This window comes from Pseudomonas sp. MWU12-3103b (assembly GCF_023100615.1).
Lineage (GTDB): Bacteria > Pseudomonadota > Gammaproteobacteria > Pseudomonadales > Pseudomonadaceae > Aquipseudomonas > Aquipseudomonas putida_A.
This window is the reverse complement of sequence record NZ_JALMEY010000013.1, coordinates 1-22,595: the sequence shown is the minus strand read 5'-3', so window position 1 is coordinate 22,595 and position 22,595 is coordinate 1. Positions and strand designations below refer to the sequence as shown.

The following is a 22,595-nucleotide window of genomic DNA, read 5'->3' as shown; positions in this document are numbered from 1 at the left end:
CGCGAATTGCCGATGAAAAACTTCAAGTTCGAATCAACTATTCAAACTCAAACTATACATATATACCGCCACCCTAAAAAAACCCCTCTCACCGTTACAGTGAAAGGGGTTTTTTGTTGGCCTTTTCTTACCAGAAGCGTTGCTGGGTCAAGCGGCTCCACCAGCTCAGCAGCACACGATCCACTGAACCGCTGGCAGCCATGCCGATGCGCTCCTGCAGGCTTTTGCGCTCGGCGTAATGCAGGTGATAAACCTCGGCTTTCTTCGCCCGGTCTGCCAGGTATTCATCGCTGGTCTTGAGTTCGTCGACCAGTTGTTTGTCCAGCGCTGCAACACCAAGCCAGACCTCACCGGTGGCCACTTCGTCGATGGCCAGTTGCGGGCGATAACGGGAAACGAAGTTCTTGAACAGCTGATGGGTGATGTCCAGGTCTTCCTGGAACTTCTCCCGGCCCTTTTCGGTGTTTTCGCCGAACACGGTCAGGGTGCGCTTGTACTCACCGGCGGTCAGCACTTCGAAATCGATGTCGTGCTTTTTCAGCAGACGGTTGACGTTGGGCAACTGCGCCACCACACCAATCGAGCCGAGAATCGCGAACGGCGCGCTGATGATCTTCTCGCCAATGCACGCCATCATGTAACCGCCGCTGGCCGCGACCTTGTCGATACACACGGTCAACGGCACGCCGGCCTCGCGAATACGTGCCAGTTGCGAAGACGCCAGACCGTAGCTGTGCACCATGCCGCCGCCGCTTTCCAGACGCAGTACCACTTCGTCCTTGGACGTGGCGAGGGTCAGCAGTGCGGTGATTTCGTGACGCAGGCTCTCGGTGGCCGAGGCCTTGATGTCACCGTCGAAATCGAGCACGAACACCCGGGATTTGCTCTCGGGTTTGTTCTTCTGCTTCTTCTCGGATTTTTCCGATTTGGCCTGGCCCTTGCGCAGAGCCTTGAGCTGATCCTTGTCGAGCAGGGTCTGCTCCAGACGTTCACGCAAGCCTTTATAGAAATCGTTGAGCTTGCTGACCTGCAACTGCCCCGCCGACTTGCGCCGGCCCTTGCTGCGCAATGCAGCAAAACTGGCGAGCACCACCAGGATGGCGACCACCAGCGTTACGGTCTTGGCCAGGAAGCTGGCGTATTCGGTGAAAAACTCCACAGAGACTCCTTAAAACAATGCGCGGATGCAAAACACGCGCGGGATGGTTCCAGCATACCCATGCGCCGCCTCGTCGGCCAGCCGTGAAACCTCTGGCAACAGGCCTGTAACGAGCATTTCAAACAAGCGTATGTTTTTTCATTGACAGCACTCTTTCATCCTCATAACCTCGCCAAACCTTCAACGTACCGGGATGACGCGGACGTGGGCAGCATCTATCTGATTCGACATGGCCAGGCCTCCTTTGGTGCAGACGACTATGACGTCCTGTCGCCCATCGGTGTGCGCCAGGCAGAAGTCCTCGGCCAGCACCTCGCCGAGCTGGGAATCCGCTTTGATCGCTGCCTGGCCGGCGACCTGCGTCGTCAGCAACACACGGCCAGCAGTGCGCTGGAGCAATTCAGCGCCAAGGGCCTGTCGGTACCGACGCTGGAGACCGACTCCGCGTTCAACGAGTTCGATGCCGACGCGATCATCCGCGCCCTGATCCCGGCCATGCTCGAGGACGAGCCGGAAGCCATCGACATCCTGCGCAACGCGGCGCAGAACCGCGCCGAATTCCAGCGTATCTTCGCCCTGGTCATCGAGCGCTGGCTGGCAGGCACCTACGACACCCCCGGGCTGGAAAGCTGGCTGGGTTTCGTCGAGCGGGTACAGGCCGGACTGCACCGGATCCTCGAACAGGCCGACGGCAACCAGAAAATCGCCGTGTTCACCTCCGGCGGCACCATCACCGCCCTGCTCCACCTGATTACCCAAATGCCTGCCCGGCAGGCCTTTGAACTGAATTGGCAAATCGTCAACACCTCGCTCAACCAGCTGAAGTTCCGCGGTCGCGAGGTGGCTTTGGCCTCCTTCAACAGTCACGCACACCTGCAACTGCTGAAGGCTCCGGAACTCATCACTTTCCGCTGAGTCCGGATAATTGTGACCCTTGCTGTAATCAACCAGCGCCTAACCCAAGAAAGGATCGAACCATGACCTCCGTAGCTGATGCCGTAAAAGCGATGCAAGCCAAGTTCAACCCAGCCGCTGCTGCCGGTCTGGATCTGGTTTTCGGTTTCAACATCACCGACGAAGACAAGCACTACGCGCTGATCGTCAAAGACGGTACTTGCGACATCCAGGAAGGTGAAAACCCGGACGCCAACTGCACCCTGGTACTGGACAGCGCAACTCTGAAAGACATCGTCAGCGGTGAAACCGACGGCATGCAAGCGTTCATGGGCGGCAAGCTGCGCGTTGAAGGCGACATGATGCTGTCGATGAAACTGTCCGAGCTGTTCCCGTCGTAAGATTTGAGTTCGGTTTGAAGAAAATCCCGCCCCTGTGGCGGGATTTTTGCGTCTGGCTCCCGGGTTTCGTCATAAACAGGTCATAGGTGGGAGGGGGCTTGCTCCCGAAGGCGTCGGATCAGCCACAATTTTTGCCGCCTGTCACACCGCTTTCGGGAGCAAGCCCCCTCCCACATTGGTCACGTGGCGCACCATAAACCGTGGCATGCACCTTCTACGTTGGAGCTGTCATCAACCAACAAATGATGCCGCCAACAGCTCCTGCGTATACGGATGCTGCGCATCGCTAAATAGCGCACTGGTCTCGCCACGCTCCAACACTTCGCCATCCTTCATCACAATCAGGTCATGAGCCAACGCCCGCACCACCGCCAGGTCATGGCTGATGAACAGGTAAGTCAGCCCGTGCTCTTCCTGCAGCCGCCGCAATAAAGCAACGATCTGCTTCTGCACCGTTCGATCCAGCGCCGAGGTCGGCTCATCGAGCAGAATCAAATCAGGCTTGAGCACCAGCGCCCGAGCGATGGCAATCCGTTGCCGCTGGCCACCGGAAAACTCGTGCGGATAGCGATGTCGGGTGGCCGGATCGAGACCGACTTCGCGCAGCACATCGATCACCGCCTGCTCACGCTCGGCAGCATTCAAGTCGCTGTGTACCTGCAAGCCCTCGGCAATGATCTGCTCCACACACAAGCGCGGGCTGAGGCTGCCGAACGGATCCTGAAACACCACTTGCAGGCGTTTGCGTAGCGGCCGCAGCTGCTTGCCGCTCAATTGCTCCAGCGCCTCACCGGCAAAGCGAATGCTGCCCTCGGCGTCGATCAGGCGCAAAATCGCCTGACCTAAGGTCGACTTGCCCGAGCCCGACTCGCCGACAATCCCCAGCGTTTTGCCGCGCTGCAGGTTCAGATCAATGCCCTTGACCGCCTGCAGCCAAGTCTTCGGTCGCAGCCAACCGCCGCCCAGGCGAAAACGCACATGCAGATCGCGCACCTGCAACAAGTCCTGCGCCACATCTCGACGCAGCGCTTCGCCCCCCGGCTCGGCGTTGAGCAATTCGATACTGTAGGGATGCTGCGGCGCACGGAACAGTTGCTCGCACGACGCCTGCTCGACGATCCGCCCACCGCGCATCACCGCCACCCGTTGCGCAATGGTGCGCACCAGATTCAGGTCATGACTGATGATCAGCAGCGCCATGCCCAGGCGCTGTTGCAGCTCTTTAAGCAGCAACAGAATCCTGCGCTGCACCGTCACGTCCAGCGCAGTGGTTGGTTCGTCTGCGATCAACAATTGCGGCTCGCAGGCCAGCGCCATGGCAATCATCACCCGCTGGCGTTGACCTCCGGAGAGTTGATGCGGATAGGCCTTGAGCCGTTCGCGCGGTTTCTGAATCCCCACCAGTTCGAGCAGTTCAAGAATCCGTTCACGGGCTTGCGCGCCCGCCAGGCCTTTGTGCAGCGCCAGGCTCTCGCCGAGTTGCCGTTCGATGGTGTGCAGCGGATTCAGCGAGCTCATCGGCTCCTGAAAAATCATCGCGATACGGTTGCCCCGTAACTGACGCAGATAGCGCTCATGCACGCCGAGCAGCTCCTCCCCGGCATAACGAATGCTGCCGTCGATCCGCGTGATGTTCGGGTCAAGCAATTGCAGGATGCTGTGAGCGGTCACCGATTTGCCGGAGCCAGACTCCCCGACCAGGGCCAGGCATTCGCCCGGACGAATATCGAGGTCGATGCCATGCACCACAGGCTGGCCGTTGAATGCCACACGCAGGTCGCGGATTTCAATCAGGTTATCGCTCATCTCAAGCCCTCGGATCATAAGCATCTCGGCAGGCCTCACCGATGAACACCAATAGAGAAAGAATCAGCGCCAGGGCAAAAAACGCCGTCAGCCCCAACCACGGCGCTTGCAGATTGCTCTTGCCCTGACCGATCAATTCGCCCAATGAAGCGCTGCCGGCGGGCATGCCGAAACCGAGAAAATCCAGCGCCGACAAGGTCGCGATCGCCCCGGTGAGAATGAACGGCAGATAGGTCAGGGTCGCGCTCATGGCGTTGGGCAGGATGTGCCGGCAGATCACCTGCACATCGCCAACCCCCAGCGCCCGCGCGGCTTTCACGTATTCCAGACCGCGGCTGCGCAGGAACTCGGCGCGCACTACATCGACCAGACTCAGCCAGGAAAACAGCGCCATGATCCCCAGCAACCACCAGAAATTCGGCTCGACGAACCCGGACAGAATAATCAGCAGATACAACACCGGCAGCCCCGACCACACTTCCAGCAACCGCTGCCCGAGCAGATCGACCCAGCCACCGTAATAGCCTTGCAAGGCACCGGCCGCAATGCCGATCAGCGCACTGGCGGCGGTCAGCGCCAGGGCAAACAGCAGCGACACCCGCGTACCGAAGATCACCCGCGCCAGCACATCCCGCGCCTGATCGTCGGTGCCCAGCCAGTTCTCGCCGCTCGGTGGACTCGGTGCCGGTTCAGTCAGGTCGTAATTCACCGTATCGAAACCGAACGGGATCGGCGCAAACCATATCCGCCCGCCCTGCCCCTCGATCAGTTGCCGCACCTGCGCGCTGCGATAGTCCGGCTGGAACGGCAATTCGCCGCCGAAATCCTGCTCGGTGTAGCGCTTGAACGCCGGGAAATACCACTGGCCCTGATACTCGACCAGCAGCGGTTTGTCATTGGCGATCAACTCGCCGCCCAGGCTCAGGCCGAACAACAGCAGAAACAGCCACAGCGACCACCAGCCACGTCGATGTGCCTTGAATCGCGTCCAACGGCGCTGTCCTATGGGAGATAAGGTCAACATCAGGCAGTCCTCGCGGTGAAGTCGATGCGCGGGTCGACCAGCGTGTAGCACAGGTCGCCGAGGAGTTTTATCAGCAGGCCGAACAGGGTGAAGATGAACAGCGAACCGAACACCACCGGGTAATCGCGGGACACCGCCGCTTCGTAACTCAGGCGACCGAGGCCATCCAGCGAGAAGATCACTTCGATCAGCAGCGAGCCGCCGAAAAATACCGTCACCAGTGCCTGAGGCAGGCCGGCCACCACCAGCAGCATCGCGTTGCGAAACACATGGCCGTACAGCACCTGACGTTCACTCAGGCCCTTGGCCCGCGCCGTCACCACATACAGCCGCGAGATCTCGTTGAGAAAGCTGTTTTTGGTGAGGATGGTCAGCGTGGCGAATCCACCGATGACCAGCGCGGTGACCGGCAACACCAGATGCCAGAAGTAGTCCGCGACCTTGGCCCACGGCGACAGCTCGGCGAAGTTGTCGGAGACCAGTCCGCGTACCGGAAACCAGTCCAGCGCGCTGCCGCCGGCAAACACGATGATCAGCAGCAGTGCGAACAGAAAACCCGGCATCGCGTAGCCGATGATGATCGCCACGCTGCTCCAGACATCGAACGCCGAACCGTTGTGCACGGCCTTGCGGATGCCCAGCGGAATCGACACCAGATAAGTGATCAACGTGGCCCACAAGCCCAGCGACAAGGTCACCGGCAGCTTCTGCCAGATCAGTTCGGTCACGCTGGCACCACGGAAAAAGCTCTGGCCGAAATCCAGCTGCGCGTAGCTTTTGAGCATCAACCACAGGCGCTCACCGGCCGGTTTATCGAAGCCGTACTGACGCTCGATGTCGGCCACCAGTTTCGGGTCGAGCCCCCGGGTGGCGCGGGATTCGCCACCGATGGTTTCAACATGACCACCGCCCACCGCCGCGCCGACACCAATGCCCTGCAACCGGGCAATCGCCTGTTCCACCGGGCCACCCGGCGCGGCCTGCACGATGACGAAGTTGACCAGCAGAATGGCGAGCAACGTCGGCACGATCAGCAGCAGACGCCGCAGGCTATAACCCAACATGGGCGTACTCCTTTTGCTGTTGCTGCATCTGCGTGGCGGTCAGCGCGGTCGGGCTGATTTCCCACCAGGTATCGAGTCCGGCGTCATACAACGGCGCCGTCGCCGGGCGGCCGAAACGGTTCCACCACACCGTGGAAATCCCCGGTGGGTAGTAATTGGGGATCCAGTAATAGCCCCACTGCAACACCCGATCCAGGGCATGGGCATGGCGCAGCAGGCTTTCGCGGTTGTCGGCCTGCACCAGCCCCTCGAGCAGGGCATCGACGGCCGGATCGCGCAGCACCATGTAGTTGTTCGAGCCGGGATCGTCGGCGCCGTCGGAGCCGAAGTAATTGAACATCTCGCGCCCCGGCGCCTGGCTCACCGGGTAGCCGACCACGATCATGTCGTAGTCGCGATTGCGCACGCGGTTGGTGTACTGCGCGGTGTCGACCTGGCGGATATCGAAGCCGATGCCGATCTGCGCCAGGTTGCGCTTGAACGGCAGCAGCAGCCGTTCAAAGCCCTTCTGGCCGTTGAGAAAAGTGAACTGCAGCGGCTCGCCATTGGCATTCACCAACTGATCACCACGGGGTTTCCAGCCGGCGGCTTCCAGCAGCTTCAAGGCCTGCAACTGCTCGGCGCGGATGTTGCCGCTGCCGTCGGTTTTCGGCGCTTCGAAGACCTCGGTGAACACCTCGTCGGGGATTTTGCCGCGCCACGGTTCGAGGATTTTCAGTTCCTCGGCGTCCGGCAACTCGGTGGCGGCCAATGCGCTGTGCGAGAAGTAACTGCGCTGGCGCAGGTACATGCTGCGCATCATTTGCCGATTGCTCCATTCGAAATCCCAGAGCAAGGCGATCGCCTGCCGCACCCGACGATCCTGAAACATCGGTTTTTGCAGGTTGAACACGAAACCCTGCGAACCTTGCGCAGCACCCGGCGCCAGATGTTCGCGAAGCAATTTGCCCTGCTCCAGCGCCGCGCCGGCATAGCCGATGGTGTAACTGGTCGCGGAAAACTCGCGGTTGTAATCGAAGCCACCGGCCTTGAGCACTTGCCGGGAAACATCGGTGTCGGCGAAGAACTCCACGCTCAAGTGATCGAAGTTATAGAGGCCGCGAGTGATCGGCAGGTCCTTGGCCCACCAGTCGGCAACGCGCTGAAATTTCACGCTGCGCCCGGCATCCACCGCGCTGATCCGGTACGGGCCGCTGCCCGGCGGGATCTCGAAACCGGCGCCCTCGGCGAAGTTGCGCGTACGCCACCAATGTTCGGGCAGCACCGGCAGCGTCGCCAGATCCAGCGGCAAGGTGCGGCTGTCGTTGTTCTTGAAATTGAAGCGCACTTGCGTTGGCGACTCCACCACTACGTCGGCGACGTCACGAAACTGCTGGCGATATTTGAGGCTGCCCTGAGTGGTGAACAGCTCGAAGGTGTAACGCACGTCTTCGGCAGTGATTGGCGTGCCGTCGTCGAACCGGGCCTTGGGATTGAGGTAGAAGCGCAGCCAGCGACGATCCGCATCCAGTTCCATCTGCTGCGCCACCAGGCCGTAGACGCTATAGGGTTCATCCTTGCTGCGATAGGCCAGCGGCGCGTAGAGCCAGCCGTCGATGTCGGCGACGCCGGTGCCTTTGTCGATGTACGGAATCAGGTGATCGAACGGGCCGCTTTCCAGTGAGGAGCGGCGCAGTGCCCCGCCCTTGGGGGCGTTGGGGTTGGCGTAGGCCAGGTGTTGAAAGTCCGGGGCGTATTTGGGGGCTTCGCCGTAGACCGTTAACGCGGGTTGCGGGGCGGCCCAACTGAATGGGCTTGAGAGCGCAAAAGCGCTGAGCAGAATGAGCCTGGATAGCATTGGCAGATCCTTTCACAAGGTGTTGCTACTGGCCTCTTCGCGAGCAAGCCCGCTCCCACAAGGAAGTTGTGCTCACCGCTGTTCCCCTGTGGGAGCGGGCTTGCTCGCGAAGGCGCCAGTACAGTCACCAAACATCCTGCCTACCTGTGATGTGCAACAGGCCGGCGATTTTTATAGGGCAGGCTTAGATCAATAAGTGACTAAAACCCGCCGCCTCTGGGCATTCTCAGAACTTGTAATTGACCCGCGTGTACAACGTCCGCCCGAACGGGTCGCCGTATTTCGGGTCGTAGCCGCTCTGGAAGGTGTAGGTCTGGTTGCTGAACGGTGGCTCGCGGTCGAACAGGTTCTTCGCGCCGAGGGTCACGCTCAGGGTTTTGCGCCAGGTGTAGGTGCCGGCCAGATCCCAGACGTTGTACGAGCCGACGTAATCGTGGGTCTCGCGGTCGGAGTCGTGGTAACCGCTGGTGTAGCGGTTGGTCAGGGCGATACCGTAGGGGCCGTAGTTCCAGCTGCCGGTCAGGCTGTGGCGCCAACGGGCCACGGCGCCGGCCGAGGAAAAGTCGCCACCACGGAAATCGCCGAGCTTGTCGATGTAGTCGCCCTTGAGCTGCTGCTGGTACTCGTAACGGCTGACATAGGTGCCTTGCAGGCCAATGCCGAAGTTGCCGTACGGGGTGCTCGGCAAGCGGTAGTCGAAACTGACGTCGACGCCATTGGTCTTGATCTTGCCGAGGTTGGCCAGGCCGGTAACGATGTGATCAATGGAGCCGTCCGGCTTGCGCACCAGACGATCCGGATACAGCTCCGGGTTTTCGAACACCGCCGATTCGGGGAATTCGGCGATCTGGTTGGCGATGTTGATCCACCAGAAATCCAGCCCGGTGGTCAGACGTTCGAACGGCTGATAGACGAAACCGAGGGTGACGTTGCGCGCGGTTTCCGGACTGAGGTCGGTGTTGCCACCGGTTCTGCTGTAGAACTGCTGGGCGCAATCACGGTTGGCGATCCCGCCGTTGCTCGGATTGCCACCGGCGCACAGCCGTGGGTCGTTGTAGTTGGCGACAGTGAAGGTGGTGAAATTGGGGTTGTACAACTCGTACAACGACGGCGCGCGAAAACCTTCACTGTAGGCGCCGCGCACCACCAGTTCCTTGAACGGCTGGAAGCGGAACGAGTACTTCGGGTTGGTGGTGCTGCCGAAGTCGCTGTACTTGTCGTGGCGCACGGCGGCGGACAATTCGAGGCTGTCGAGCACTGGCACGTTGACCTCGGCGTACTGCGCCGAGACGCTGCGATCCCCGGCGACGCTGGCATTCGGGTCGACACCCAGGCTCTGCACATCGGCGGCGAACTGGGCGAAGTCCTGATGGAAATCTTCCTTGCGGTATTCGCCACCCAGCGCCAGTGCCGAAGGGCCGGCGCCGAACCAGTCACCGATCTCGCGACTGACACGTCCATCAATCGCCTTCACCCGCCCCACTGCCGTCGAGTAATCGCCGTCCACCGCATTGGCCGCTAGCAGCGCCTGCCCGGCAGCGGTCTGCGCGCCAAACGGGTTGATGATGCCGTTGGCAATACCGGCGCTGACGGCGCGGTCATTGACGTAGCCGGCCTCGATGCTATTGACCACTTTGTTCTGGTTGTACGACGCACCGACGTTGTAGTCCCAACCCACCACGCTGCCGTCGAAACTCAACAGCAAACGCTGGCCGGTGTTGTCGTCTTCGTGCTGGCGCGCGCCTACGGCGGTTTCGCGCCAGTTCACATCCACCGGTTGCGTCGGGTCGAGGGCGAAACCGTTGGGGCCGGGGGTAATGCCGTTACCGGGATAGAACGTCGTGCCGGGATTGACCTGATTGCCCATCAGCGTACCGGGGCCGATCTGCGTGCGGTTTTCGTTACGTGCCCAGAAGTATTCGAGGCTGACGTTGTGATCATCCGTGAGCTTGCCGGTGGCTTTGGCGAAAGCCGAGGTCTTCTCGGTTTCCGGCACCAGATCGAGGTAGTTCCACAGGCTCTGGCGGCAGATGCCATTGCGCGCCAGCAACCCCGGCGCATTGCAACCGGAACTGGCCAGTGGATTGGTGGCATTGCTGCCCTGACTCCAGTTGGCCGGTGATGCGGTACCCGAGGTGTAATCGAGGCCACGTCCCGGCTGATAGTTGTAGGTGTAGCCACGATCCTCGGCAGCCAGTCGTTGCTGCTTGTCATGACTGACCACGCCAAACACGTTGAAACGGTCATCCTGCAAATCACCGAAGCCCCAGCTACCGCTGAAGTTACGACTTTCACCACCGCCGGCATGGGTCGGCGTGTCGTAGTTGGTGCTCAGTTGGCCTTCGGTGAGACTGGTCTTGGTGATGAAGTTGATCACCCCGCCGATCGCATCGGTGCCGTACAACGCCGAAGCGCCGTCACGCAGGACTTCGACGCGATCAATGGCGGCGAACGGAATGGTGTTCAGGTCAACCCCGGAGCCATTGATCGCATTGGTCGCGTTGTTACTCAGCCGCCGGCCATTGAGCAGTACCAGCGTCTTGTTCGGGCCGATGCCGCGCAAATCGGCATACGACGCCCCGCCGCTGCTCGAACCCACCGAACGACCGGAGCCGACCGAGGACTGGTTGGCGGAAATCCGGCTGACCAGTTCTTCGGTGGTGCTCACCCCCTGCTCGCGCAGTTCTTCAACTCGCAGAATGGTGACCGGCACCGCGGTTTCCGCATCGACCCGGCGAATCGCCGTGCCGGTGACTTCTACCCGTTGCAACTGGGTCGTGGGTTCGTCGCTAGCGACTGCCTGCAAAGTATTGATCGCCAGCAGCAAGGCCAGGCTCAAACGGGATCTAACGGGTGAAAAATGGATCATGAACAGCCATCCCTGCGTTTTGGTTTATGCAGGGATGTGCAATGGACAGCAGGGTTTTATAGAGCCCGATTTAGACCGTTGGGTGATGAGGTTATGCAAAAAATGGCAGGTGTGGATCAAGCCAGCTCCATCTCCCTCAGCAACCGTGTATCCAGCCCGAATCGCTCCTGGGAAACCATCCTGAACTGCCCCTCCGCCAACTCGCAGCTCACCAGCAGATTCCACGAGTGCCGGGTTGCCGCCGAGGGGATCAGTACAAACGGATGCTCTGCCAATAACGCATCGGCGAACAATTGTTGATTGGGGGAAGGCTTGGCGGGGCTCAACCAATATGGATTCGGCACATCCTCCGGCTGGACGATTTTCACTTTTGCTTCGCTGACGACCTCAAAACACGTGAGCACATAAGGTTCACTGTCCAGCGCATCAAAGCTGTGATTGGCTGCCACCTCCAGAATGGCCGACGACGGATCGACTGATGCATAAACGACTCGCCGCCCAGGTATGTTCCATCGGCCACCATTGAGATTCGAACCCATCCCGCTGTCCCACGTCCCGCCATAAACCTCGGGGTCCAGCCGCCAGGCATACCAGTGCTCGTCCCAGGGCAAGGGATTCATGTGTAAACCCCGTATATCAGTTGCCCCAGATACTGCTCCACCATCTGAAACCCCAGTGAATGCCGAATAAACTCCACCGGTACGCGACCGTTCAGGTAGGTGCTGGGCTTGCGCAGCCACTCCTCGGCCCGTGACTGCCTCCCGAAGGCGCGAGTGGCCTTTTCCAGCACCAACGCATATTGGTAGGCGACGACGCTCTGATGCGGGTCAAGCCGTACCGTTTTACCTTCCTTCAGTAACCGGCGTACGGTGCCGACCGACTTGCCGGTGATGCGTTTGACCATGTCGCCTTGCAGATAAAGCTCAGAGGTTGAAAGCATGTTGACGACATCGTTCAGCTCAAAACCTTCGTCGGTCAGGTCAACGATCAGAAAGGCATCGTCACCTATGTTCCGGCCATTCACGAGCAAGTCGACAGGTCTGCCCTCGGCCCTCTTCACCCCCGTCAGCCGGGGTACCTTGACGCTGGGCATCGTGACCTCCTCCATGGGGCATCTGGCACGATCGGTGCGCCAGTGAAGGCGATGGGAATAAGCAGGCGTTTCGTATTCGAGGTGGGGAGTTCGCATAATCCATCCGTTATCAGAGGCCTGAGCGTCCAAGCCGTTTACGACTTCAATGTCATGTCCGATGCTATAGATCGCGCTTCCGACGACCAACCTGAGAATGTCGTCGGAAATATCCCCGTTTCTGCGAAATCCAGACCTGTTTCCGTAGGACATTACCCACGAATACCGCGCACTCAACTGCCGAAGTGATAACTCACATCCAGCCACCACTGCCGCCCGTACGGGTCATAGTTACCGGTCGGGTAATACGGCCAGCCAGCCGAGTCATCGTGTTTGATCTGGTTGAGCACGTTGTTCACGGTCAGGCCGACGCTGGCGCGGTCATTGAGTTTGTATCGCGCACTGGCGTTGAACACCGTCCACGGCGACAGGCGCCCGTCACCCGCGCCGTTGGTCACCGACCCATAGCGAATGCCCATCAGCGTCGCCGTGGCCTTCTGGTAATCCCAGGTCAGGCTGGCGTTGACCTTGCTGCGCCAGTCGTAGTTGGTGCGTGAGGTGCGCCAGTCCTGAGTCGGCGCTTCGTCGGATTCCTTGTAGAAATGCGAAAGCACCAGGGTATAGCCCAGCGCCGAACTGAACGCGCCGTACTGCCCGGCGCCCCAGCGGATGTTGCTCTTGAAGTCCAGACCGCTGACCCGCTCGCTGGCGGCGTTAATCGCATTGACCCGCACTCGTTGCAACTGATTCGGATCGATGGCGGCATTCCCCGGATTGCGGTCGATGCGCGCCAGGGTCGACTGGCAGTTGGCCGAGTTGATGTCCTGGGTGCCGTTGCGGCATTCGTTCTCTTGCTGCAACAGGCGATTTTCGTCGACGGTGGTCAGCAGGTCGTCGATCTCGACCCGCCAGAAATCGGTGGAGAAATCGAAATTGCGCGACGGCGACCAGACAAACCCATAGGTCCAGGATTTGCCGCGCTCGGACTCAAGATCCGGGGTGCCGCTCTGGGTGTAGTCGACCCGCCCACGATCACACGCGCCCTGCACGCCCTGGCTGCAACCGTAGTAGTCGATCTGCGCCGGGTAGTAACCGTTGCTGTCGGACTGGTAGATGTAGTTCAGGTCCGGCGCGCGGAAACTGGTGCCGTAACTGCCGCGCAGCAAAAGACTGGTGATCGGGCGCCATTCGAGGCCGAGGTTATAGGTTTTCTGCTGCTCGCTGCGGCCGCTGAATTTGTATTGGTCCCAACGCCCGGCGGCGGTGGCCAGCACGGTGTCGGTGACCGGAATACTGAACTCGCCGCCCGCCGCGTAGCGCTTGCGCGAACCGCCGGAGCTTTGCGCCGGGCTCACGCCATAAAAGGTGCCGTTATTCAGAGCGTCATCCGGGTCGACGCGATATTCCTGCTTGCCCGCTTCCAGCACGCCGGCGAATCCGACCGGGCCGGCCGGCAGGTCAAACAAGTCGCCATTGATCGAGGCGTTGTAGCTGGTGGAAACCGACTTGCTGCGCTGGGTCAGGTTGCTGCGAAACTGCTCCCACTCTTGTGGCGTCAGCGGGCGATCGAGGCGCGAGGCGTCCGGGGCGAACACCGGATAACCGCCACTCACGCCCAATTGCGGGCCGAGGTAGAAATCCTGAATCGATGACAGCGGCGTGTAGCGCGTGGTTCTGACGCTGCGATATTCCGAACGGTTGGCCGCCAGATCGTAGCTCCAGCCGGTGTCGGCGATCTTGTCCGAGAGGCCGAGGGTGCCGGTCCATGAAGTGTCGGTCCACTTGCTGTTGTTGCTGGTGCGACCACCGATTTCCTCTTCACCGTAACGGCGATACCAGCGCTCGAGATTGCCGCTGTTCTGGTTGATGAAGTCCGGCGAAGTAAAAGTCGGGCCACGGGTGTTGTTCTGGATGTGATCGAGGCCATACATCAAGTCGGCAAACACCTGACCGCTGTCGCTGAAGTGCCAGGTGCCGCGGGTGTAGCCGTCGTAGTTTTCCTTTTGCGTCTGGATCGTCCAGTAATCGTTGTACATCTGATCGGTGCGGCAACGACCCGCGTTGTTCAGCAGCTTGTTATCGAAAGTGCCTTGATAGGCGCCGCAACCGGGGCCGAGGTAGCGGTTGTTGCTCAGGTCGCGACGGTAACCGACATCCGCCAGCGGGCCGCTCTGCATGAAGCCGCGATCGTCGGCCCAGATCGGATCGCGGTTGGTCAGCTCCAGGCCGAACAAGCCGTCGAAGTCACCCCAACTGCCACCGCCGCTGATTTGCAGGCGCTGATTGTTGCCACCGTCGCGCTCGCTGGTGCCGCCCTTGAGATTGACGTCGATGCCATTGATCTGCTTCTTGAGGATGATGTTGACCACGCCGGCAATTGCGTCCGAACCGTAGATCGCCGAGGCGCCGCTGCTGAGAATTTCGATACGGTCGATGACTGCCGAGGGAATGTTCGCCAGGTTGGTGAAGTTGACCTTGCCATCGTATGGCGTCGGGTAATCGGCGACGCGCCGGCCGTTGATCAGCACCAGCGTGTGATTGGGGCCGAGGCCACGCAGGTTGATCGCGCTGGCTGCCGGCTGCCAGGTGTTGCCGTAGTCCTCGCCCTGGGTCATGCCGGTGTTTTGCGTCTGCGTTGCCAAGGCGTCGTAGACGTTCTTGTAGCCGCGCGCTTCCATCTCTTCATGGGTGATGACGTTGACCGGGGTCGCGCCATCGCTCTGCGCACGGGCGATTCGCGAGCCGGTGACGGTGACTTTTTCCATGCGGTAATCGGCGCTTGTGGCCGGGGCCACGGCACTGACTTTGGCCGCCACTGGCGTGCTCGCTGCGCCTTCGCGCACGCTCAGGCCCTGGGCACTTTGCTCGACTTGCAGGCCGCTGCCGAGCAAGGCCTTCTCGACGGCCTGACGCCCGCCCAACGCTCCGCGCACCGCACTGCTGCGTTTGCCTTGCACCAGATTCTGGCTGAAGGAAATCGGTACGCCGGTCTGGCGTGAGATGTCCAGCAAGACCTCATCCAACGGGCCGCTGGCGATGTCGAAGGTGTAGACCTGGGCCGCAGAATCCTGCGCATACACCGCGATCGGCCCTAGCCCCATCGCCAGTGCGGCGGCGAGGGTCAGGCGCGGTAATTGTTGTTTGAATGAAATCATCAAGGGCTTCCCTGTTGAAGGCGTCTGCAGGGAATGAGCAGCGGGCCGGCGCTTTTTATAGGGCGGCGATTAGGCCAAGAAGTTATGACGCTATAACCGCGCGCCGATGCTGACCCAATAGGGGTTGTGCCAAGTGACGCGGATCGGCAGCGAGCGCTCCAGCAGTTGCAGGGTGCGGTCACTGTCATCGAGCGGATAGAGGCCGCTCAGGCGCAGATCGGCCACTTCGGGACTCAGGTGCAAAATGCCCCGGCGGTAGCGGCGCAGGCTGTCGATCACTTCACTCAGCGGCCGGTCGCGCACTTCCAGGCGACCTTGCACCCATGCGCTTTCCTGACCGTTGCTGCGTTCGAGGGCGAGAATGTCCTGGGCGTTGAACAGCAGACTTTCCCCCGCCTCCACCACTTGCCGCGCACCGCCGGCGGTGACCACTTCGACCTGCGAATGCAGCATCACCAGCCGCGTAGAATCGTCGCCCTGTTGCACCAGAAATTTCGTCCCTAGCGCCCGCATCCGCCCATGTTCGGTCTCTACCACGAACGGCCGCGCGGGATCCTTGGCGACGTCCACCAGCAACTCACCCGAGCGCAACGCCAGCAAGCGTTGAGTCGCATCGAATCGCGCCACCACCCGCGTCCGCGCATTCAGGCTCAGCGCACTGCCATCCTCCAGGGTGAAATCGCGTCGCTCGCCGGTGCCGGTCGCCAACTCCCCCGCTTCCGGCAGCCAGCCATAGCGGCGCCCGAGCAACCCGGCCAGCACCGCGACACCGAGCACGCTCAAGCTGCCACTGACAAAGCGCCGCCGGCTCGACGGCGCATTCAGGCTGTGCAGCAAACTGTTGCGTGGCAGCCCGCGCAAGTTCGGGTTGCGCAGCAGGTTAAGGCCGCCGCCCATTTGTTCGATGATCCGCTGGTGCCTCGGGTCAGCCGCGCGCCACGCTTCGAACGCCGCACGCTCGCCAGCGCTGGCCTCGCCGGACTGCAACAGCGCCATCCACTGCGCCGCCTCGTCGATCACCGCTTCGTCCGGCCTCATGCCTGCATCGCCTGATAGCAACGCTTGAAGGCCTCGACCATGTACTGCTGCACCCGGCTGGTGGAAACCCCCAGCCGTTCGCCGATTTCGCTGTAGGTCAAACCGTCGAGCTGATGGTAGAGAAACGCGGCTTTGGCCTTGGCCGACAAGCCATTGAGCAAGCGATCGACCGCCAGTAACGCCTCGATCACCAGTGCGCGTTCTTCCGGTGATGGATGCACCGGTTCCGGCGCCAGCGCCAGGCTTTCCAGATAGGCGCGTTCCAGGTCCTGGCGGCGCCAGCCTTCATAGACCAGCCGCCGGGCGATGGTGGTCAGCAACGCCCGGGGTTCACGAATGGCGCTCGGGTCCGGCAGGGCCAGCACCCGTAAAAAGGTTTCCGAGGCGATGTCCTGTGCGCTGTGCGGGCAACCCAGCGTGCGGCCAACGGCAGCGCACAGCCAGCGATAGTCCTTTTGGAACATGTGCCCAATCATCCGGTAATGCGGGTTTTGAACATCCCCCATGCCTTGCTCCCTGAAACGGGTCCCACCCGCTGCGAAAAACCATCGTTCTGCCGGGATCGTCCGGCTCTTGATCAGGCGCGACTGTGCAATAGCGTTGCGGACATTTGAAGTAATTAAAAATCAGGATAAGCAAACCTTTGAGAATAAGGCGCTCCGTCGCCGCAGAAATATTGACTGACACAACGTTGACCCCGATCAGTTGCCAGCGCTGAAGCACTGACTAATCTGCGCGCTCCATCGAACGCCAAGGACGGCTCACCGGGAGCCCGCGGCTATCCCTTCAAGGAAGAAAACCATGCGATCACTGAAGATTATTCTGCTGTCATCGGCCTTCAACGGCCTGACCCAACGTGCCTGGCTGGAACTGCGTCAGGCCGGGCACTCGCCCAGCGTCGTGGTGTTCACCGACGAGGCGTCGGTGTGCGAACAGATCGAACACAGCGGCGCCGATCTGGTGATCTGCCCGTTCCTCAAGGACCGCGTACCGCAGGCGCTGTGGAGCAATGCACGGCGCCCGGTGGTGATCATCCACCCGGGCATCGTCGGCGATCGTGGCGCCAGCGCGCTGGACTGGGCGATCACCAACGAACTCACACGCTGGGGCGTGACCGCGCTGCAAGCGGTGGAAGAAATGGACGCCGGCCCGGTCTGGGCCACCTGCGAATTCAATCTGCCGTCGGGCTTGCGCAAGTCCGAGCTGTACAACGGTCGGGTCAGCGATGCGGCGATTCGCTGCATTCGCGAAGTGGTCGACAAATTCATCGACGGCGTGCAACCGGTGGCGCTGGATTACACCGACCCCAAAGTACGCGGCCGCTTGCAGCCGAACATGAAGCAGGATGACCGCACCTTCAGCTGGCACGACTGCTCGCGCTTCATCAAACGCTGCATCGACGCCGCGGACGGCCAGCCCGGGGTCCTGGCGAGTCTGGCCGGCGGGCAGTATTACGTGTACGACGCGCACCTTGATCAGCGCACTGGCATTCCCGGCAAAATCCTCGCGGTGCATGACGACGCGGTGCTGGTGGCGACCGGCGATCACAGCCTGTGGATCGGCTCGCTGCGGCGCAAACCACTGCCCGGCGAAGAGACCTTCAAGCAACCGGCGCGGCATGTGCTGGCCGGGCAACTGGAGGGTGTGCCGACCCTCGACTGGTCGATCGCCAGCGAGCCGTTCAACAACGAGCCGTATCAGCCGATCCGCTACCGCGAATCCGGGCATGTCGGGGAGCTGACGTTCGAGTTCTACAACGGTGCGATGAGCACCGAACAGTGCCAGCGCATGGTTGAAGCGCTGCGCTGGGCCAAGTCCCGTGACACCCGCGTGCTGTTGATCAAGGGCGGGCGCGGCAGCTTCTCCAACGGCGTGCACCTGAACGTGATCCAGGCGGCGCAGGACCCCGGCGCTGAAGCCTGGGCGAATATTCAGGCGATCGACGATGTCTGCGCCGAACTGCTCAGCGCGCGGCAACTGGTGGTCAGCGGCGTGACCGGCAATGCCGGAGCAGGCGGCGTGATGCTGGCACTGGCCGCCGATATCGTGTTCGCCCGCGCCGACATCGTGCTCAATCCGCATTACAAGAGCATGGGCCTGTATGGCTCGGAATACTGGACCTACAGCCTGCCGCGCGCCGTCGGCCCGGCGATGGCCGAGCAACTGACCCAGGCCTGCCTCCCGGTCAGTGCCACGCAGGCGCTGCAACTGGGCATGGTCCAGGAAATCGGCCCGCGCTGCCCGGATGAGTTTTCCTTGTGGTTGCTGCAACGGGCCAACGCGGCACTGACCGACCCGACCTACGCTGCCGTGCGCGAGCGCAAGTTGCGGGTTGATCAGGTGCTGATCCAGCAATGTCGGGAAAGCGAACTGCAAGAGATGCAGGAAGACATGCTCTACAACCGCAACCAGTTTGCCGAGAAGTGCAGCCACTTCGTCTACAAGCGCAAAGCCTGCGGCACGCCGGCGCGATTGGTCGAGGAATGGGCGCGGGTGCGTTCGATCGAGTTGGCCAGTTGATTTTGCGGTGACTGCCTTTCCCCTCACCCTAGCCCTCTCCCAAGGGAGAGGGAACTGACCAAAGTGTCTGGCGCCCCGCATCGACCTGAAATATCTCGGTCGATTATGGATTCAACGCTGATCGTTCAAGTCGGTGTATTTCTTCAATATTCCCCAATCAGTCCCCTCTCCCTCCGGGAGAGGGTTAGGGTGAGGGGCTTTTGCCTTTACAATGCCCGCACCTCAGACATCGGCCCGCCCATGGACATCGACCTCGCCCGCACCTTTCTGGAAATCGTCCGTCACGGCAGCCTCGCGGCGGCGGCGCAGAAGTTGTTCGTCACGCAGACGGCGATCACCGCCCGGGTGCAGAAACTCGAAAGTCAGCTGGGCAGTACGCTGTTCGTGCGCAACCGCGCCGGGGCGAAACTGACCGCCAATGGCGAAGCCTTCGTGGTCTACGCCAATCAACTGGTGCAGACCTGGGAAGCCGCGCGGCGCGACCTGCCGTTGCTGGACGGCTATCACAACGTGCTGCACATCGGCGGCGAAGTCAGCCTGTGCAACCCGTTGATGCTCAGCTGGGCCGCCGAACTGCGCGAAAAGATCCCCGGCCACGCCCTGCGCATGGAAATCCGCGACGGTGAAAACCTGTTGCGCCAACTCGAACTCGGCGTGCTCGATGCTGCGCTCGTCTATCAGCCGGAATACTGGCCGGGCCTGCAGGTCGAGCAGGTGCTGGAAGAAAAACTGATTCTGGTGCGTGCACCGAACCGTCCGGATCCCTACGTCTACATCGACTGGGGGCCGGATTTCCGTCGTCAGCACGACGCCGCCCTGCCGGACAAGGCCAAAGCTGCGCTGAGTTTCAACCTCGGCCCGCTGGCCCTGCAATACATCCTCGAACATGGCGGTAGCGGCTACTTCCGTACCCGTGTGGTGCGCAGCTATCTGGAAACCGGCGCACTGGAAGCGGTCACCAAAGCCCCGGAATTCGGCTATCCAACCTATCTGGTGTATGCCCGCGAGCGCGACTCGGCGACGCTGCAACAGGCGTTCGATCTGCTGCGCCAGGTAATTGCCACCGATGACGACTGGTCGCAACGCTGGAACCCGCTGAGCTGAGTCGGCCGCTTTACACCGGAGCATGGCGCAACTGACCTCAAGGTCCGGCCTGCACAAACGGCCGGATCGGCTAATCTGCCGGGTATAACAACAATACCCACAGGTGAACGCAGTGAGGCAGACCACCGAGGCATTCCGCAGCCGCTATCGCGCGGCCATTCATCCGTTGTACAACCCGTGGCTGCACGGCGCCTTCGTGCTGCTGTTCGGCGTACTCGCGATCGGCGCCTTCTGGAGCAGCGCGCATCAGGTGCAGCCGCTGGAATGGCTGAGCGTGCCGCTGACCCTGCTGCTGTTCAACTTTGGCGTGTACATGGTTCATCGCCATCTCGGTCACCACAAAAAGACTTTTGCCAAGCTGTTCTATGCCCGACATGCCGGCGACCATCACAGCTTTTTCACCCCCGGCCACATGACGTATGACGGCGCCCGCGACTGGCGGGTGATTCTGTTTCCAGCCTGGCTGATCGTCGTGCATACACTGGTTTTCACCCTGCCGCTGTGGTGGCTGCTCGCGCAGCTCAACACCAATGTCGCCGGGCTGTTCGGCGGCTGCATGGTCTTGGGTTATCTGACCTACGAGGTGTTTCACGCCTGCGAGCATTTGCCACCGCACAACCTGCTGACCCGCCTGCCGTGGATCCGCCAGATGCGTCATCTGCACGAATTGCATCACCGCCGCGAGCGCATGCAGGAGCGCAATTTCAATATCGTTTTCCCGCTGATGGATTACCTGTTCGGCACCCTCTACTGGGAGCCGCAACCCGCCCCGTTGCGCTATTCGAGATCGCCCATGACCCGCATGCAGCACCAGATCGATATCGCCGGCGAACCGATCGCCGTGCTTCGCTACGCCGCCAGCGTCAACCACTGGCCCGAGTGGCACCCCTCGTCGCTGAAAATCGACGGTCCGCAAGGCCCGCTGCATGCCGGCGCGCGTTTCGAAGAAGACATTCATGCCGGCGGGCGCGCCGGCCATTTGCGCTGGGAGGTCACCGAATACCTGCCCGGTCGCCGTTGGTGCGCTCAGGCGCGGGGCGATCATGGCTTGTCGCTGTTGCTGACCTACGAGTGCGCGGCGCAAGACGACGGCACGCGGTTCGTGCGCACTCTGGATTATCAGTTCGAAGGGTTGGGCATGCGCCTGGCCAATCTGCTGCTGCTCAAGCGCCGCATCGAACGTGAATCGGCGACCTCGATGCAGGCCCTGCGCGACATGGCGCTCAGGCACCTGACGCTGACGGGGCACCTTTCATGAAGCGTCTGCTGTTATTGCTGGTGATCCTCGTCATCGCGTTTCTGCTGCTGATGCCGACCAAGGTGCAGCCGGTGGCGTGGAAACCGCCAGTGGCGCCGTCACTGAACGAAGGGGTCTACGCGGAAAACCAGCGGCTCAAGGCCGTCGAACAGGTTGGCCCGAGCGACATCGACGGCCCCGAAGCACTGCTGCTGGAGGGCGATTACCTGATCACTGGCCTGCATGACGGGCGACTGATCCGCACCAGCCTCGATGGCAAGGAGCGCAAGGTGCTGAGCGACACTGGCGGCCGGCCGCTGGGCCTGGCGCGGCATCCCAACGGTTTGCTGGTGATCGCCGACGCGGTCAAGGGCCTGCTCTCGCTCGATGCCCAGGGTCAGTTGATTCCGCTGACCACCGAGGCCAATGGCCTGCCTTTCGGTTTTACCGACGACGTGGCGATCGACAAGTCCGGGCACTACGCCTATTTCAGCGATGCCAGCAGCCGCTGGGGCTACGGCCATGACGGTGAGGCGATCATTGAACATGACGGTGACGGGCGCCTGCTGCGCTATGACTTTCAGACCGGCAAGACCAGTGTGCTGCTGGACAAACTGCAGTTTGCCAACGGCGTGACCCTCGGCCCGGATGACGCTTATGTGCTGGTCAACGAAACCGGCGCCTACCGCATCAGTCGTTACTGGCTGACGGGACCCAAGGCCGGTACCCATGACCTGTTCATCGACAACCTGCCCGGCCTGCCGGACAACCTCGCGTTCAATGGCAGCAACCGCTTCTGGGTCGCGCTGTACGCACCGCGCAGTGCCTTGCTCGATGGGACCGCCGGGCATCCGCTGGTGCGCAAGATGATCGTGCGCGCGCTGACGGTGCTGCCAAAACCGGTGGAGAAACGCGGGTTCGTCCTGGGGCTGGATCTTGAGGGCAAGGTGATCGCCAATCTGCAGGACGCCAGCAGCGGCAATTACTCGCCGATCACCACAGCGCGCGAGTATGGGGACTGGTTGTATTTGGGGTCGCTGAAGGCTACGCACATGGCGCGGCTGCCGTTGGCGGATGCATTGAAATGATGCATGGCAAATGTGGGAGCTGTAATTCCAATGTGGGAGCGAGCTTGCTCGCGAAAGCGGAGTGTCAGGCAACGATGATGTTGAATGGGCTGGCCTCTTCGCGAGCAAGCTCGCTCCCACAGGGGAACCGCATTCCAATGTGGGAGCGAGCTTGCTCGCGAAAGCGGAGTGTCAGGCAACGATAATGTTGAATGGGCTGGCCTCTTCGCGAGCAAGCCCGCTCCCACAGGGGAACCGCATTCCAATGTGGGAGCAAGCTTGCTCGCGAAA

Annotated in this window: 17 protein-coding genes; 6 read left to right on the top strand and 11 right to left on the bottom strand. The window is 61.3% G+C overall.

The window, feature by feature from the left end; genetic code table 11:
* Positions 1 to 127: 127 nt before the first annotated feature.
* Positions 128 to 1,159 (bottom strand): protease SohB, encoded by a 1,032-nt coding sequence (sohB, locus tag M0808_RS19585; RefSeq protein ID WP_247842180.1) that lies wholly within the window; start codon positions 1,157 to 1,159, stop codon positions 128 to 130.
* 204 nt (positions 1,160 to 1,363) lie between these two features.
* On the opposite strand from sohB, the gene M0808_RS19580 reads away from it, so the two are divergent.
* Both M0808_RS19580 and M0808_RS19575 read left to right on the top strand, forming a co-directional pair.
* Positions 1,364 to 2,074 carry a histidine phosphatase family protein gene (locus tag M0808_RS19580; RefSeq protein ID WP_027613702.1) on the top strand — a complete coding sequence of 237 codons (711 nt, stop codon included), beginning with the start codon at positions 1,364 to 1,366 and terminating at the stop codon, positions 2,072 to 2,074.
* A gap of 62 nt (positions 2,075 to 2,136) precedes the next feature.
* A complete protein-coding gene (locus M0808_RS19575) occupies positions 2,137 to 2,454 on the top strand; it encodes an SCP2 sterol-binding domain-containing protein (RefSeq protein ID WP_027613701.1) in 318 nt (105 codons plus the stop codon).
* Positions 2,455 to 2,685: 231 nt separating this feature from the next.
* On the opposite strand, the gene M0808_RS19570 is transcribed toward M0808_RS19575, so the two are convergent.
* The 10 genes from M0808_RS19570 to M0808_RS19525 form a co-directional block, all read right to left on the bottom strand.
* Positions 2,686 to 4,260: an ABC transporter ATP-binding protein gene (locus M0808_RS19570; protein ID WP_247842179.1), complete on the bottom strand. Its 1,575-nt coding sequence runs from the start codon at positions 4,258 to 4,260 to the stop codon at positions 2,686 to 2,688.
* A 1-nt stretch (position 4,261) separates the two neighbouring features.
* Complete coding sequence (locus M0808_RS19565) at positions 4,262 to 5,284, bottom strand: ABC transporter permease (protein ID WP_247842178.1); 1,023 nt, start codon at positions 5,282 to 5,284, stop codon at positions 4,262 to 4,264.
* On the bottom strand, positions 5,284 to 6,348 hold the full coding sequence (gene yejB, locus M0808_RS19560) for a microcin C ABC transporter permease YejB (RefSeq protein WP_027613698.1): 1,065 nt from the start codon (positions 6,346 to 6,348) through the stop codon (positions 5,284 to 5,286). The genes M0808_RS19565 and yejB overlap by 1 nt, the downstream gene beginning before the upstream one ends.
* Positions 6,335 to 8,185 carry an extracellular solute-binding protein gene (locus M0808_RS19555; protein ID WP_247842177.1) on the bottom strand — a complete coding sequence of 617 codons (1,851 nt, stop codon included), beginning with the start codon at positions 8,183 to 8,185 and terminating at the stop codon, positions 6,335 to 6,337. The genes yejB and M0808_RS19555 overlap by 14 nt, the downstream gene beginning before the upstream one ends.
* A 226-nt stretch (positions 8,186 to 8,411) precedes the next feature.
* Positions 8,412 to 11,054, bottom strand: coding sequence for a TonB-dependent receptor (locus tag M0808_RS19550; RefSeq protein ID WP_247842176.1), 2,643 nt, complete (start codon positions 11,052 to 11,054; stop codon positions 8,412 to 8,414).
* Positions 11,055 to 11,170: 116 nt separating this feature from the next.
* The gene (locus tag M0808_RS19545) at positions 11,171 to 11,674 is read right to left on the bottom strand and encodes an RES family NAD+ phosphorylase (protein ID WP_027613695.1); all 504 of its coding nucleotides are present in this window, start codon (positions 11,672 to 11,674) and stop codon (positions 11,171 to 11,173) included.
* Entirely contained in the window at positions 11,671 to 12,147 is a 477-nt protein-coding gene (locus M0808_RS19540; protein ID WP_178083210.1) for an MbcA/ParS/Xre antitoxin family protein, read from the bottom strand. Before M0808_RS19540 ends, M0808_RS19545 begins: the two co-directional genes overlap by 4 nt.
* 269 nt (positions 12,148 to 12,416) lie before the next feature.
* Entirely contained in the window at positions 12,417 to 15,338 is a 2,922-nt protein-coding gene (locus tag M0808_RS19535) for a TonB-dependent receptor (RefSeq protein ID WP_247842175.1), read from the bottom strand.
* A gap of 90 nt (positions 15,339 to 15,428) precedes the next feature.
* A complete protein-coding gene (locus tag M0808_RS19530) occupies positions 15,429 to 16,376 on the bottom strand; it encodes a FecR family protein (RefSeq protein WP_247842174.1) in 948 nt (315 codons plus the stop codon).
* On the bottom strand, positions 16,373 to 16,882 hold the full coding sequence (locus M0808_RS19525) for a sigma-70 family RNA polymerase sigma factor (protein ID WP_027613691.1): 510 nt from the start codon (positions 16,880 to 16,882) through the stop codon (positions 16,373 to 16,375). The genes M0808_RS19530 and M0808_RS19525 overlap by 4 nt, the downstream gene beginning before the upstream one ends.
* 295 nt (positions 16,883 to 17,177) lie before the next feature.
* Here M0808_RS19525 and M0808_RS19520 point away from each other — a divergent pair, with 295 nt between their 5' ends.
* The 4 genes from M0808_RS19520 (at position 17,178) to M0808_RS19505 (ending at position 22,325) form a co-directional block, all read left to right on the top strand.
* Positions 17,178 to 18,896 carry a hydrogenase maturation protein gene (locus tag M0808_RS19520; protein WP_247842173.1) on the top strand — a complete coding sequence of 573 codons (1,719 nt, stop codon included), beginning with the start codon at positions 17,178 to 17,180 and terminating at the stop codon, positions 18,894 to 18,896.
* A 240-nt stretch (positions 18,897 to 19,136) separates the two neighbouring features.
* A complete protein-coding gene (locus M0808_RS19515) occupies positions 19,137 to 20,000 on the top strand; it encodes a LysR family transcriptional regulator (protein ID WP_045122483.1) in 864 nt (287 codons plus the stop codon).
* Positions 20,001 to 20,112: 112 nt separating this feature from the next.
* Entirely contained in the window at positions 20,113 to 21,258 is a 1,146-nt protein-coding gene (locus M0808_RS19510; RefSeq protein ID WP_247842172.1) for an SRPBCC family protein, read from the top strand.
* Positions 21,255 to 22,325, top strand: a complete 1,071-nt coding sequence (locus M0808_RS19505) for an SMP-30/gluconolactonase/LRE family protein (protein ID WP_247842171.1) — start codon at positions 21,255 to 21,257, stop codon at positions 22,323 to 22,325. The genes M0808_RS19510 and M0808_RS19505 overlap by 4 nt, the downstream gene beginning before the upstream one ends.
* Positions 22,326 to 22,595: the final 270 nt, after the last annotated feature.